The organism is Flavobacterium sp. JAS (assembly GCF_020991455.1).
Lineage (GTDB): Bacteria > Bacteroidota > Bacteroidia > Flavobacteriales > Flavobacteriaceae > Flavobacterium.
This window is the reverse complement of sequence record NZ_JAJMOX010000007.1, coordinates 288,056-302,280: the sequence shown is the minus strand read 5'-3', so window position 1 is coordinate 302,280 and position 14,225 is coordinate 288,056. Positions and strand designations below refer to the sequence as shown.

Here is a 14,225-nt window from a genome sequence, read left to right as displayed (position 1 = left end):
TATCGATAAAAAACCAATAACTTAAATCATGTATTTTAAACTTTCCTATTTAAATCTAAAGAGAATTGTCTTTTTAGTACTGGCGTTACTGGCCATTCAAAGTGGTTACAGTAAAACTAATTTCCCAGAAGATTCAAAATTAAAAAATAAAACAGAAAAAGCGACACTAGTTTCTATTTTTTCAAAACTAAGCAAACAAACAGATTATAAATTTAGTTACGGACAAGCAATTATCGCTGATAATACAGTATATACTGTAGATCTTTCGGATGATTCAGTGACATTAATTTTAAACGATCTTTCTAAAAAAGCTAATTTCAATTATAACATTAACGGAAAATTAGTTTTAATTCAAAAAACAGAAGCTCCTAAAACAATTTCGCGTAAAGCAATTGACAGAATTAAAGTAAAAGGAAAAATTGTTGATGAGAATAAAGTGCCAATTCCTGGTGCAAGCATTACCGAAACAAGTTCTTCAAATTCAGTAGTTTCTGATTTTGATGGAGTCTTTGAAATTACTGTTGGAGAAGGCAAAACAATCGACGTTTCGTATGTTGGTTATAAAAAGAAAACAGTTGCAGTACAAAGTGGTTTTATGACCATTCAGTTAGAGCCAGACACAGCTGAGCTTAATGAGGTTTTGGTGGTTGGTTATGGTAAACAATCTAAAAAAGATGTTACCGGAGCTGTAACACAACTTGAAGCAGCAAATTTTAGACAAGGAGTTAATATTTCGCCAGACAATTTATTGCAAGGAAAAGTAGCTGGTGTTCGTGTTGTAAGTACAAGTGGAGAGCCGGGAGCTGGAGTAAATGTTACAATTCGTGGAGTTGGATCTATCAGAAGCGGAAGTACACCTTTGTTCGTAGTTGATGGTATGCCATTGTCTAATGATGATGTAAGCCCAACGGGAACCAATGTTGGTTTTGGAGGTTCGACTGCGAAGAATCCGTTAAACTTTTTGAATACAAGTGATATCGAATCGATTACCGTTTTAAAAGATGCTTCTGCTGCTGCTATTTATGGGGCTAGAGGGTCTAACGGAGTTGTTTTGATTACTACTAAAAAAGGATCTAAAGGCGAAGGAACATTATCGTTTGATTCTTATATGGGAGTTTCGAATGTTGCTCATAAATTGGATGTTTTAAATGCAAGCCAGTATAGAAATGCTATAAAAGATAAAGCATTTGATCATGGTGGAAATACAGACTGGCAGGATGTAATTTTCAGATCTGCGATTACTACAAACAACGCTTTGTCTTTTGCAAAACAAACAGAATCAGGAAATTATTATGCATCTGTTGCACAAATGAATCAGGAAGGAATTATTCGTAACAGTAATTTCAAACGTCTCTCAGGTAGAATTAATGCCGCTGAATCATTTTTAGACAACAAACGTTTAAAATTAAAAGTGAATCTTACAGCGAGCCAGACTACAGATGACGGGGTTCCTACAAGTGATGACGGGGGTTCTAACGGACAATTGATCGTACATACTTTGATGGCTAATCCAACAAGGTCAGTTTTTGATGCAAACGGAAACTATACCAACTTTAATATGAACGCGCATTATAACCCTGCTTATTTACTGAGTATTTATGAGGATCAAACCAATACGTTGAGAGTTTTAGGAAATATTGAAGCTTCTTTTAGAATTGTCAACGGATTAGAATATAAACTAAACATTGGTATAGATCGTTCAACCTCTGAAAGAAATACTACTATTTATCCAAACATAACCGATATAAGTAAAATAGGTAAATATGTTCAGAATAATCTTGACTCAAAAAACTCATTAGTGGAGCATTATTTAACCTACAATACAACATTTGGCAAACATAAAATTGAAGCTTTGGGTGGTTTCTCTTATCAAAAATTCGAAAGATCAGGTACAAGTTTTAGTGTTGAAGGTATTAGTGAAAAAGGTGTTGGTGTAAAACCGGAAATCAATCCTGGATTTAAAGGCATACTGCCTGTACTTTCTGGTTACGCTCAGGAAAACGAATTACAGTCTTACTTTGGCAGGCTGAATTATACTTTCAATGAAAAATACCTTTTAACGGCTTCGATAAGAGCCGATGGTTCTACTCGTTTTGGTGATAATAACAAATACGGTTACTTTCCTTCATTTGCTTTAGGATGGAATATTTCTAAAGAAAGTTTCTTAGAAAATCTAACGGCGCTAAACAACTTAAAGTTAAGAGCGAGCTGGGGACAAACAGGAAATCAGGAAGTTGAGAATAAAATTACCAAAGCAAGTTATTCCTTATCGGGGGCTGATGGATATTATTTATATGATGATTTAAATTTAGTAAACGGAGTTTCTGTAGTTAGAACACCAAATCCTGATTTAAAATGGGAGGTTGTAACACAATACAACGTAGGTTTGGATTTTAGTTTATGGAGAGATAAATTGTACGGAACACTTGATTATTTCAACAAAACCACCACAGATGCAATCTTAAACGTTCCTTCGCCGCTATTGAGCCCAACACCAACAGTTTGGATGAATCTTAGTAATCAAGGTAAAATTGTGAACAAAGGTTTTGAGTTTATGTTAGGTTCAAAATTAATTGACACTAAAGATTTTAGCTGGAATATTGATGTTAACGGAGCAACATTAAACAATAAAATTGAAGATTTGCCGATTTCAGAAATCTTAACAGGAACTATTTCAGGTCCTGGACAATCTGGAGTAAATGCTAATATTTATAAAAGTGGTTATGCTGCGGGTTCCTTCTATTTGTTAAAGCATATTGGCTTTGATGCAAACGGAGCTAATATTTTTCAAGATCAAAACGGTGACGGTAAAATCGATAACAGCGACAGAGTTATTATCGAAGGAGCACTGCCAACTTTTTACTACGGGTTTAATAGTGATATGAGATATAAAAACTTTAGTTTTTCATTCTCAATCATTGGTCAAACAGGAGGTTATTTATTGAATAATACAGGATTAAACGCCTTAAATATCAACAACCTGGCTTCTGATAGAAACGTTGCTACAAATTATTATGAGTCTGGAGCAAACTCAACAAACTCACCAATTTTGTCGACTCTTTTCTTAGAAAAATCTGATTTTATCCGATTAAATACAGCGCGTATTGGTTACAATTTCGACTTAAAAGGACTCAACTGGTTAAACGGATTAACACTTTATGTAACAGGAAATAACCTAATTACAATAACGCATTATTCAGGATTTGATCCATTAGTTAATACCCCAAAATCAAGTGGAGGAAATCAATCTATTGGTATTGATTATGCGGCTTATCCAACTTCGAGAACGTTGAGTTTCGGAGCAACTTTAAAATTATAAATCATGAAGACAAATACATTTTTTAGCATAAAAATTTTAACAATATTCTCTTTTATTTTTCTCTTAAACAGTTGTACTGATTTAAATGAAGTTGTTTTGGACGAAAAATCAGGAAATTCTGTTTCAGATCCTGCCGGCTCACTTTCGGCAGCTTATGACAGACTTGGAGACGGAACTTTTACGGATCACGGAGCCGTTTTTGCCATGCAGGAATATACCACTGACGAGGCTATTTTGCCAACTCGCGGAAGTGACTGGGGAGATGGTGGAAAATGGAGAGATATGCACGAATTTACATGGAGTTCAACTAATGCTATTATAGTTTCTAACTGGGATTTATTGAATAACGGAATTACACGTTCTTTGACTGCAATTAGGTCAGCACAAGCTGGCACTTTTCCAGAAAAGACATTATTTTTGGCAGAATCAAAAGCACTTTTAGCCTTTTATACCTACACTACATTAGATCTATACGGACAAGCGCCATATAGAGATCCGATGGATGTTGCAGGACCTTTGCAAATTTTAAAAGCTGATACTCAAATTGACCAGTTAATAAAAGATGTTGAAGCCCTAATACCGGATTTGGCTGATTCTGGTACTCAAAGAACACACCACGGAAGATTTACCAAACAAGCTGCTTATGCTTTTTTAGCTAATATGTATTTGAATCGTGCGGTTTTTAAAGATCGTTACAATGCTACATCTACTTTTAATTTTAATGAACCAGCAGTAACTGGCACAGGAACAGATATGGACCGTGTTATTTATTATACATCATTATTGATCGATTCTGGAAAATATAGTTTAGAGAGTGATTTTTTCAAAAACTTTGCAAGAACTAACGAGAATGGTACAGAACTTATTTTTGCAATTTCTCAAAAGATAGATTACATCCGTAATGGTTCAAACAGTTTTGCTTATGTATCTATGGAGCGTAACCAGAGAACATCTGCGGCAAACAGAGGAACAAATGCCGCCTGTATAACTCCGGAATTCTACGCATCATGGGATGGTAATCATGACGATCCAAGATTTGAACAACATTATCAATATGCTGATGGTACATGGTTTATGAATGATGGTACAGATGTAAGTGTTCCCGCAACAGACATTGTACCTAAAAGCAGCCCGGCGCTACCGTGGTTCCACTTTAACAGAGGAATTCAGGCGGGACTTCAATATGGTCCTATATTATTGCCTTCAGGATCTCTTGAAATGCTAGGTAACCGTATCAAAGTTTCTCCATTGGTTATGGAAAAAAGTACCACTACAAGAATGAATTTTACGCCATCATTAACATTTGCAGATCCTACTAAATCTGTTTTTGCTCAAAACGAAATCAATCAGGGCGCTCGTGTTTTTAAATATGAATTTGATCCCGAAGGAGGAAATGGTAACTCCAATGTTGATATTCCGTTATTTCGTTTAGGAGGAATTTATGCTATGAGAGCTGAAGCTTATTTTAGAAAAGGAAGCGAAGGTTTAGCCATGATCGATCTAAATAAGTTGCGTACAAGCAGAAAAAGAGAATCGTTATTTGGAAATGCTCCCGGAAAAGCACTTACTACTTTAGACTCAGATCAGTTGTATAAAGAATTAGGTTTTGAATTGTACTGGGAATTACAAAGAAGACCAGAGAGTATTCGTTTTGGAAAATTCGATTTGCCAGGAACTGCAAAAGCGGCTACCCAACCCTTTAGAAGAATATTTCCAATTCCGCAAACCGTTATTGACCAAAAGGTAATCAAACAAAATCAAGGATATAATTAAAAGTTTTGTGTTCGTTTTATTTTTTTTACAAAATGCCTGTTTCGAAAGAAGCAGGCTTTTGTTGTTATAGGCAATTCACACCTTAGTTTGTAGAGATGCACAGCAGTGCGTCTTACGTTCGAATTAATGGCAATAGAAAATGGAAACAGAAAACTTTAGTACCTCAGCACCTTATCGTCTCAGAACCTTTAAAATAATGGTTGCAAATTAGAATTTGAAACCATTAAGAGACAAAATTGGGAACATTTTTATTTTCATTTTGGATAATTTTGGAAAAATGTAAAATCAAGGCTATAGTGGCAATGAGAAAAATATTGTAAGGTAAAATTTATAATATCAAGTATCTAAACGCTGTAGTTTAATAAAATTGCAACCCATTAAAAAAAAAATCAAATTATGAAAAAGAATCATTTATTATTCGTTGTTTTTTTCTTTTCGCTGGCAATGTCAGCTCAAAGTTCAAAATCATTTTTATTAAATCTGTATGGAGGTTATACTTTTTCAGACAGAGTAGATTTTGACAATGCTCACGCTTCTGTAGAAGACGGTTTTGAGTACGGCGCAGGATTAGAGTATTTCTTTATGGAGAATAGCTCGATAGAGTTAAAATACAATAGATTAGATACGAAAATGCCGTTTTATGGTCCTACAGGAATACAACTTAATGCTGGAGACGATAAAGGAGCTATCAATTATGTATTGCTAGATTATACTTATTATTTTGGTTCAAGCACACAAAAACTGCAACCTTTTTTAGGGGCTGGCGCTGGTATTGCAATTCTTGAAACTCCACAAAGCGGCAGTGGAACTTATTTTGCATGGGAAATTAAAGGTGGTGTAAAAATAAAAACCAATTCACCATTATCAATTAATCTTCATGCTTACTTACAATCAATGTCGGCGGCTATTGGTACTGATTACTACTGGTCGAATTATTGGGGTGTGGTAGGTTTTACCGATTATGCATCAACTTATCAATTTGGTTTAGGAGCTTCACTTAGTTACGATTTTAGTAAATAAAGAAGATTTTAAATAGCTTTAAAAAACTTAGATAAAAAGCGAAAACGCATTAATTTGTGTTTTCGCTTTCTTAGCTACCAGTATGCTTTATAAAACTATACTAACAAAAGTAAATTCCGTCTCGTTGCAGACACAAAACAAAGAATGAGATATATAATTTATTTTCTCTTACTGGCTACAACAATTGCAAATTCACAGACAGACAATCTAGATCAGTTTTGGAATGAATATGCTTTTACAAAACCTTTAAGTCAGAATTGGGTAGTCGAACTAGATGCTGGTTTTACTTCCAGTAGTACCTCTGAGAATAAAGCTATTTTTCATTATATCACACAGACTTATCTTAGAGGCTGGGCACATTATTATCCGGGCGATCGATGGAAAATGTCCATATTTTATGCGTACTATTCCAATAAAAATGTACCGGAACTCAATCAGAGTGAAGCGCCGGAATGGCGTTCGGCATTACAGTTAAGCTATAGCTTATTCAAAGATTACAGAATAAAAGTAAATTTAAGATTGCGGCTCGAAGACCGGCATCTTCATAACGACGATGGTTATTTTGAAGCAGTAGAACGCCTTCGGTTTCAGGTCAAGTCCGTATATCCTATCAACGATGTTAAAATACACAAAGGCGTATTGTACTGTTTTGCTGCCGATGAAGTTTTTTTTAAGACCGATAGCCAGGTAAGTGGTCCTGAGAATTTTGACCGAAACAGGTTTACATTAGGACTTGGTTATGAATTTGTCAAAGATTTGCTGGTTGAAGTTTCGTATAATAACGAAATCATGCCAAGAAAGGACACCGATAAATTTGTTAATGCCGTACAGGTAAAAGTTATTTTTAATGATTTTCTCCCAGACCTGATCAAATCATTCAAGAGGACCAAAAAAGCAGTAGACGAAGGAAACGGAGGTTTATAAAAAAACATAGCCCCTAGAAGTTTAATAGTCGCAGATTATCAGTAACTTAGTAGCTGGGATAAAACATAGTTATTTTATAAAAATACTCTGAGATGATATAATACTTAAACAATATTCTATAGGTATTTTTGATAGGAACTTCAATGAAAAATTAAAATCACATCACCCGGCATTAATAACATTCAAAATAGAAATATTATGATACATCAAATTGACACAACAGATAATATTGTAGCATTTAGAGCATTAGCAGAAGTTACCACAGAAGATTTTTTAAATGTAGTAGTTCCTGCAGTGGAGCATTTAGTAAAACAAACCAATGAAATTAATTTTTTGTTAGTTTTAGATACTGATGTAGAAAAATTTACTTCAGGGGCATGGTTACAAGATGCCTTACTGGAATTAAAACATCTTGGAAAATGGAATCGCGCGGCAATAATTTCAGATTCAGAAGAAATAATCTCCTTCACCAACGGATTTAGTTATGTAGTTCCGGGAGAATTTCATGGCTTTAAAAAAGAAGCATTTAACAAAGCCTTAAATTGGGTCGAAGGAAATATAAATATCTCCTGATAAAATTGTTTCAGGTTTTAAAAATTTGTTTCAAGTTTCAGGTTTTCTTTGTTTCAAGTTCGGGATTGAACCAAACTTAATTTCTGATAAAAAAACAGCCACGAATTCACGAATGATAGTCTACTACTATGTAAAAAAATTCGTGAATTCGTGGCCATTTTTTACGTTCTCAACTTGAAACCTGAAACAAAGAAAACTTGAAACAAGATAAACCTGAATCAAAATTTCTAGTGATTATATTCAATTCCACTACTATCGTTTAGTTCGCTTTTTTCTTTGCAAATTTTAGAATATTGTTTGTAGCAGGCAGTAGCTATTAATGGCAATGCTAGACCGCCTACAACTGCAGCTGTTTTATTTTGACCTGCTTTTTTGAGAAGGGCACCGGCAATAAGAGAACCAACTCCGGCAAAAAGCAATTGTTTAGCAGATGGATTAGGTATTCTGTTATTGTTTTTTTCAGGAGTAATTCCGTGAAGTAAAGGGTCTATGTAATTTAAATTTTCCATGATTTATTAAATTTGTGTGTTATACTTTTTTATTATCTAGAGATGTTTCTATATCAGTTTGACTCTCTATTTTTTCGATTTCTACTTTTTCTTTTTTAATGGCTTGTCTTAATAACGCAAAAAGGCTCATATATACATTTGCCAAGAAAACAAGCGAAAACCCTGCCAGAATATAACCTCTGTAATCATTTAAGAAAAGTTTATAATTACAAAGAGCCAAAAAAGCAATTGTGACATAATGGCTAAAACAGTACTCGCAAGTAAAGAGATAAAATGTCTTTCTGCCCAAAAGTGTCCTGCCATTTTTGGACTGTTTTACGCACCACTCGCGTGGTTCTTTGAAAATTTCTTCATGCGTGACCGTCCAACTGATACAGGCAATTGGAATAGCGAGAACAAACAACCAGATGATTTGATTTGTGATATCCATCAGCTATTATATTTTCTAAAAACAATTTTAATTTGTAAAAAATCCATAGCTTAAAATTACTTATTTCTTAAGAAGAAAAATTATATAGTTTTGATTATTTATTATAGAATTTTACATTACTTTTTTTTGCTAAAAAATAACCGCTAAGTTTAAATCCTTAACGGTTATCTATTTTATTGTATTGTAAAATCTCTATATCTTCCCTGGATCGAGACTAGGAAACGGGTCATGAGATACTTGGTCCAGGTCTTGCTCTATATATAGCGAATTATCTTTCTTTGAATCATCATCTTCATCATCTTCATCATCAAGATCATCTTGATCGAAATCATCGTCAAAATCATCCGGTTCTTGATCATTTGTAATTTGATCTTCACCATTGATGATAGGTTCACTATTTGGACTATTTTCATTCCTGTTATAATCATTGGTTTGATGATTCAGATCATCTATAAACTCTTCGTGATTTTGATATTTATCATCTTGATTTGCATTTTCTTTACCAATAATAGTATCTAAGATCTGATTAAAATCACGATTATCCCGATCGTAATTTTGATTGTTTCCATTTTCCATAGTGATTATACTTTAGAATTAATTATTGTTTTTTGTCGAAGGTTTCTTCGTTTCTTTTACATAAGGTGTTTCTCTTTTTGGAGAGGTTTCCTTAGTATCTATTTTTTTATCCATAGATTTTGCACCCGAAGTTGCAGTGCTGCTATTTTTTTGGTCTTTAGTATTCATAACATTTAATTTTAAGGATTTATATGTTACAAATCTACTCCCTAATAGCTCCTTTGTCCTTACAGAAAAATAAAATCTAATTGTATAATTAACAGTAGTTTATAATGTAGGGCTTGTTTTTTCTGAGAAAAGACAAGTATAGGCAATAAATTGTGTTTTGGATTTAATTATAACTTTTAGTTATATTCTATAAGATGTGCTGTAAGAAAAAAAAGAAGTTATTGCGTAATATTGCCCAAGAGAGTTTTTTTGCATAAAAGTACTGCAATATTTCTTAAACAAAGTCCTAAATTGTTTTTTACCTACTATTATTATGTTCGTTAACCTTACTCCAAATCAAGTCCATTTTTGTTATGGCAAAAATCAATGGCAATATTCTTTTGATGAAATAGTTGAACTTGCAATATTGCGAAAAAAGAAAACCTATTTTCTTGTCAACACCATGTTTATCCTCATTACTGCCTTAGCTTATTACTGTATGATTTTCTCAGATATGGTCGACTTGTATTATATCATTCCAACGGTATTATGTTACACTTTTCTTATCATTTTAAGATTTAATGATCGTGCAGAATTTGAATATTCTGTTTTGGTTCGGGATATTTATCAAAAAGAAATTACAATCAAAATCAAAGCCGAAGACCGGAATTTAATAGGCAAACAAATTGATCAATACCTAAGCTTAGAGTTTGATCGAATGGTAAAGAAAACTGCCTAATCTTCTAAAATTTACTAAATGTTATTATCCTTATTTCCCAGTTGCGATTTAGTGTGCATCGTTATTGCAGTAGTATACGGATTTGTGATTACTACCAGAAAAAAATAACAAAAAATTTATTTCATTTCCCTTTATATGAAATAGTTTTAGCATGCATTTCAAGACGCTCTGGCTGTAATACTAAATTCTGGTATTGAGTTGGTTTAGCTGTTCCACATTCCAAAAGAAAACATATGCCCACTTCAATAAAAAATAAAATAAAAAGTATCAGAGAGTTAAAGAATTATACGCAAGAATATATGGCAGAACAACTTGGGCTTACCCAGGCAGGTTATAGTAAAATTGAGAAAGGGAAAACCATTTTATCCTATGTAAAACTCGTTGAAATTGCCCGTATTTTAGAAGTGAGTGTCGAAGATATTTTGAGTTTTGATGGTGAGCGTTATTTTGGGAATTTCAATAAAGTCATAGGAAACAATAACGGAAGTATCCTCATTAATACCGAAAATACCGCGACACTAAAAGCTCTATATGAAGATAAAATAAAACTTTTAGAAAAACTCCTTGATAAAACAGAAGCAGAACTGGAACGATATAAAAAGAAATTTGGGGAGATTTGAAATTATGATGCCTCTTTTGGCCATTTCAAGGCATAAAATACAATCAGAATTGTAATGGCACTTTCGAGTAAAGCCAAGAAAACATAAAAGCTTTTCCAGGGTGTTAGTGATGTAAAAGCAATTAATACCATAATTAAGGTAAAGAATACGCCAAATATGATATTTAATAATCTATTGATTTTTGGTTCTAAGAGAATGGAAAAAAACACCATAACAGCCGGAATGGCTAGTAAAAATGCTGCCATAAATAATTTGACAGGATTGTCAAGTAAATTATCTCCCTTTACAAGTCCTGCAGTTTTTTCAGGCACATACAATTCAAAATAATCCCCATATAAATAACACAAGGTTACCGATGTCCAGAGAAAAGCAAGTTTGATTTTTACATTCACTTCAAAATCTTTTAAACTGTTGGTATTGTGTTTGGTATCCATAAGGTGTAGTTTTTAAGTATGACGAAATATCTGAGTTTTTGTTACAATTTATAAGTTTGAAGTTTCATATATAACTTTAGGATCTAATCTTTGTTTAAAATATGCTATTAATCAATTAAGTATTATTTTTGTATGACGAGAAATGTTTCAAGAATAAGCTTGGTAATCAAATAGATAATTAAACAATAAAAGATATGAAAAAGCTATTTTTAATTTTAATATTGTTATTGCAAATCCCTACAACTTTTGGAAATAACCAAAATGAAGATCCTTCATCAAAGAAAATTATTGGAACTTGGTATAGCGATCAAAATCACAGCACAAAATGGGTGTTTAGCTCAGATGGAAAAGTGTCAAACTTTATCAACAATGCCTTCAAGGTAATGTATCACTATAACATTTCACATTCGTGCCAAAATAATTCAGATGACACTATTGAGTATTTAACCTTAATGGATAAAGACGGCAACGAGTTTTGTTTTAAAATAAATGGAATAAACGAAAATAAAAATGGCATTTTATCCCTTACCAATATGAGTAATATGGAGACACTTGTGTTTGTCAATAATATAAAAGCAGGCAATTAGTACTTTTGAAATTTAAAGAAAGAATTTTTAATATGAAAATGTACATTTTAGTGAAACAGGATGTTCCCGATAAATTTGTTCCTGTGATAACAGCACATGCTTCTTTGGCCTGTTTTAGAAAATTTGAGCATAATGATGATATGCAAACATGGGTAAATGGAATATTTAAAAAAGTAGTTTGTGCGGTCTCTGAAACAGAATTTATTAATGCACAAAAAGAAGAAGACCATGTTGTATTAACTGAATCTGCTTTGGATAATCAGGAAGTTTGTTTAGCATTTGTACCAAGGGAAGAATACCCAAAAATGTTCAAATTCTTTAAAATGTGGACACCAAATAATAATCTCTAAATCAGCAATGCAATGTAACTTTGTGCCTTAGTGGCCAATTTTTAAGCATTAAACTTTCATTAACAAAAAATAATTTTTCATTAGTTTATATTTGTAAGGCACTAACTAAAGCATTTACAAATATGAAAATTCACGCTTTTAAAATATATACCTTTTTGCTTTTTGCTTTCTCAATAACATCCTTTGCTCAAAACGTGAAGCTCATTAATATCAATGAGTTAAACCAAAGAATAAAAAACGGAAAAGACAGTACTTATGTGGTAAACTTTTGGGCAACTTGGTGCGCGCCCTGCATTAAGGAATTACCTCATTTTGAAAAATTGAAGGCAGATTTTAAAAATGAAAAAGTGGCTGTATTGTTAGTCAGCGTTGATTTTAAATCGAAACTCAATTCGGCTGTAATTCCGTTTGTCAAAAGAAAAAACATCAAAAGTGAGGTTTTTTTATTGAACGAAAGCAGTCCACAAGAATATATTGATCGAATAGATCCTTCATGGTCCGGAAGTATTCCCGCAACGCTATTTATTAAAGACGATAAAAGAAAATTTGTAGAATCTGAATTTACCTACCAAGAATTACTAACTGAATATAAAAAACTATAAATTATGAGAAATTTTATTACCGCAGTCACGGTCTTTTTATTTAATATGTTGCTTTCGCAGGCACAAACAACTACGCTTAAAGCCGGAGAAACCGCGCCGGAGTTTAAACTAAAAAATGTAGATGGCAAAGAAGTTTCTTTTGAAAATTTCCCTAAAGCAAAAGGTTTTATTGTTGTTTTCACTTGCAATACCTGTCCGTATGCTGTGGCGTATGAGCAAAGGATTATCGAACTTGATAAAAAGTTCAAATCGCAGGGATATCCAGTAATTGCTATTAACCCAAATGATCCGGAAGCTTCAAAAGCAGATTCTTTTGATAAAATGCAGGAATTAGCAAAAGACAAAAAATATCCTTTCCCTTATTTATTTGATCCAGGGCAAAAAGTGACAGACCAGTACGGAGCAAAACACACCCCTCATCTTTTTATCATCTCTAAAACCGCAAAAGGAAATGTGGTGGAATATGTAGGGGCAATCGATAATGATCCCGAAGGCACTAAAACTGAGAAAACAAAATATGCCGAAGATGTAATTGCATCACTAAAAAGCAATCAAAAACCAGCCATTACCCAAACCAAAGAAATTGGCTGTACGGTGAAAAGAAAAGCAAAAGCTTAATTATTTTAGAACTAAATGATATAAAAAATGCCTCAACTATTGAGGCATTTTTGTTATAGTATTGTTTGGCTTATTTTTAGCTGATTCTCAAGTTCTAATTCAGCTATGATTTGTTTTTTCATAGTGGTATTGATATAATCTTTTACCTCAGCATAAGAAACATTATATTTTCTTGGAATATCCTGAAAATGAATTGGAAAACCAGCCAATAGGGTATTGTAATAATTGTCCAGTTGTTTTTGATCTGGCATTTCAAATTTTAATTTAATTTGAAACCTTCTAAGCAAAGCCGTGTCGAGGCTCTGGTAATAATTGGTGGCACAAATCAGTAAACTATCCGCTGGGAAATAATCAATCAATTGAATTAGAGTGTTTACCAAACGCTTCATTTCGGCAACATCCTTGTCATTATTATCTCTGCTTTTACCAATCTGGTCAAATTCATCCAAAAATAAAACTGCTTTTTCTGAGATCACTCTCTCGAATATAGCTTTTAGATTTTTAGAAGTCTCACCAATTTTTGAATTGATTAAAGTGCTGAGATTTATAATAATGATTTTTTTATTTAAAGTCGTCGCAATAGCTTTAGCAGTTGTTGTTTTACCGCAGCCGGAATGACCGTGAAGCAGTATTTTATTATCAACTTTAAGATTGTACTTTTTTAATTCGTCAATATAAGTATGTTCTTTAATGCTCTGAAGCAGTGCAGCTTTATTTTCCGGGCTGAAATGTAAATCATCTAATGCTACTTTTTCAGTATCATTTATAATAAGTTCGTACAGATTCATTTAAGTATTTATTTGGTGCAAAATTAGGTTTTATTCTGCAATATTTTCGTTCCAGATTTCTTTTCCTAAAAAGCGGTTAAGAAGTAATTTACTTTTTTGTCATTTCGACGAAGGAGAAATCACACTAGAAACTCCGCATAGAAAATCGCCAATCTTTGTAGAGTTTCTAGTGTGATCCTTCCTCCGTCAGGATGACAAGATTGTGGTTACTATTTG

Annotated in this window: 17 protein-coding genes; 11 read left to right on the top strand and 6 right to left on the bottom strand. The window is 33.0% G+C overall.

The window, feature by feature from the left end:
- The first annotated feature begins 28 nt into the window (after positions 1–28).
- The 5 genes from LPB88_RS12430 to LPB88_RS12410 all read left to right on the top strand — a co-directional run bounded on the left by LPB88_RS12430 (position 29) and on the right by LPB88_RS12410 (position 7,609).
- The gene (locus LPB88_RS12430; protein ID WP_230715994.1) at positions 29–3,319 is read left to right on the top strand and encodes a TonB-dependent receptor; all 3,291 of its coding nucleotides are present in this window, start codon (positions 29–31) and stop codon (positions 3,317–3,319) included.
- A 3-nt stretch (positions 3,320–3,322) separates the two neighbouring features.
- Positions 3,323–5,092: a RagB/SusD family nutrient uptake outer membrane protein gene (locus LPB88_RS12425; protein WP_230715992.1), complete on the top strand. Its 1,770-nt coding sequence runs from the start codon at positions 3,323–3,325 to the stop codon at positions 5,090–5,092.
- A gap of 396 nt (positions 5,093–5,488) precedes the next feature.
- Positions 5,489–6,112 (top strand): outer membrane beta-barrel protein, encoded by a 624-nt coding sequence (locus LPB88_RS12420; RefSeq protein ID WP_230715990.1) that lies wholly within the window; start codon positions 5,489–5,491, stop codon positions 6,110–6,112.
- Between the two features lie 144 nt (positions 6,113–6,256).
- Positions 6,257–7,036 carry a DUF2490 domain-containing protein gene (locus LPB88_RS12415; protein WP_230715988.1) on the top strand — a complete coding sequence of 260 codons (780 nt, stop codon included), beginning with the start codon at positions 6,257–6,259 and terminating at the stop codon, positions 7,034–7,036.
- Positions 7,037–7,234: 198 nt separating this feature from the next.
- Complete coding sequence (locus LPB88_RS12410) at positions 7,235–7,609, top strand: STAS/SEC14 domain-containing protein (protein WP_230715986.1); 375 nt, start codon at positions 7,235–7,237, stop codon at positions 7,607–7,609.
- A 227-nt stretch (positions 7,610–7,836) separates the two neighbouring features.
- Here the strand turns inward: LPB88_RS12410 and LPB88_RS12405 are convergent, their stop codons facing one another.
- From LPB88_RS12405 to LPB88_RS12390, 4 genes are all read right to left on the bottom strand, one after another.
- Complete coding sequence (locus tag LPB88_RS12405; RefSeq protein ID WP_230715984.1) at positions 7,837–8,118, bottom strand: PrgI family protein; 282 nt, start codon at positions 8,116–8,118, stop codon at positions 7,837–7,839.
- A 19-nt stretch (positions 8,119–8,137) separates the two neighbouring features.
- A complete protein-coding gene (locus tag LPB88_RS12400; protein ID WP_230715982.1) occupies positions 8,138–8,548 on the bottom strand; it encodes a hypothetical protein in 411 nt (136 codons plus the stop codon).
- Between the two features lie 192 nt (positions 8,549–8,740).
- On the bottom strand, positions 8,741–9,124 hold the full coding sequence (locus tag LPB88_RS12395; protein ID WP_230715980.1) for a hypothetical protein: 384 nt from the start codon (positions 9,122–9,124) through the stop codon (positions 8,741–8,743).
- Positions 9,125–9,142: 18 nt separating this feature from the next.
- Positions 9,143–9,292: a hypothetical protein gene (locus LPB88_RS12390; protein WP_230715978.1), complete on the bottom strand. Its 150-nt coding sequence runs from the start codon at positions 9,290–9,292 to the stop codon at positions 9,143–9,145.
- A 313-nt stretch (positions 9,293–9,605) separates the two neighbouring features.
- Here LPB88_RS12390 and LPB88_RS12385 point away from each other — a divergent pair, with 313 nt between their 5' ends.
- Entirely contained in the window at positions 9,606–10,010 is a 405-nt protein-coding gene (locus LPB88_RS12385) for a hypothetical protein (RefSeq protein ID WP_230715976.1), read from the top strand.
- A gap of 233 nt (positions 10,011–10,243) precedes the next feature.
- Positions 10,244–10,630, top strand: a complete 387-nt coding sequence (locus tag LPB88_RS12380) for a helix-turn-helix transcriptional regulator (RefSeq protein WP_230715974.1) — start codon at positions 10,244–10,246, stop codon at positions 10,628–10,630.
- 2 nt (positions 10,631–10,632) lie between these two features.
- Here LPB88_RS12380 and LPB88_RS12375 read toward each other — a convergent pair whose 3' ends face one another.
- Positions 10,633–11,064 carry a DUF6326 family protein gene (locus tag LPB88_RS12375; protein WP_230715972.1) on the bottom strand — a complete coding sequence of 144 codons (432 nt, stop codon included), beginning with the start codon at positions 11,062–11,064 and terminating at the stop codon, positions 10,633–10,635.
- 194 nt (positions 11,065–11,258) lie between these two features.
- Here LPB88_RS12375 and LPB88_RS12370 point away from each other — a divergent pair, with 194 nt between their 5' ends.
- The 4 genes from LPB88_RS12370 to LPB88_RS12355 all read left to right on the top strand — a co-directional run bounded on the left by LPB88_RS12370 (position 11,259) and on the right by LPB88_RS12355 (position 13,221).
- Positions 11,259–11,651 (top strand): hypothetical protein, encoded by a 393-nt coding sequence (locus LPB88_RS12370; RefSeq protein ID WP_230715970.1) that lies wholly within the window; start codon positions 11,259–11,261, stop codon positions 11,649–11,651.
- A 32-nt stretch (positions 11,652–11,683) separates the two neighbouring features.
- The gene (locus tag LPB88_RS12365; RefSeq protein WP_230715968.1) at positions 11,684–12,001 is read left to right on the top strand and encodes a peptidyl-tRNA hydrolase; all 318 of its coding nucleotides are present in this window, start codon (positions 11,684–11,686) and stop codon (positions 11,999–12,001) included.
- A 122-nt stretch (positions 12,002–12,123) separates the two neighbouring features.
- Positions 12,124–12,603: a TlpA family protein disulfide reductase gene (locus tag LPB88_RS12360; protein WP_230715966.1), complete on the top strand. Its 480-nt coding sequence runs from the start codon at positions 12,124–12,126 to the stop codon at positions 12,601–12,603.
- A gap of 3 nt (positions 12,604–12,606) precedes the next feature.
- A complete protein-coding gene (locus LPB88_RS12355) occupies positions 12,607–13,221 on the top strand; it encodes a thioredoxin family protein (RefSeq protein ID WP_230715964.1) in 615 nt (204 codons plus the stop codon).
- Between the two features lie 53 nt (positions 13,222–13,274).
- Here LPB88_RS12355 and LPB88_RS12350 read toward each other — a convergent pair whose 3' ends face one another.
- Positions 13,275–14,009, bottom strand: coding sequence for an AAA family ATPase (locus LPB88_RS12350; protein ID WP_230715962.1), 735 nt, complete (start codon positions 14,007–14,009; stop codon positions 13,275–13,277).
- Positions 14,010–14,225: the final 216 nt, after the last annotated feature.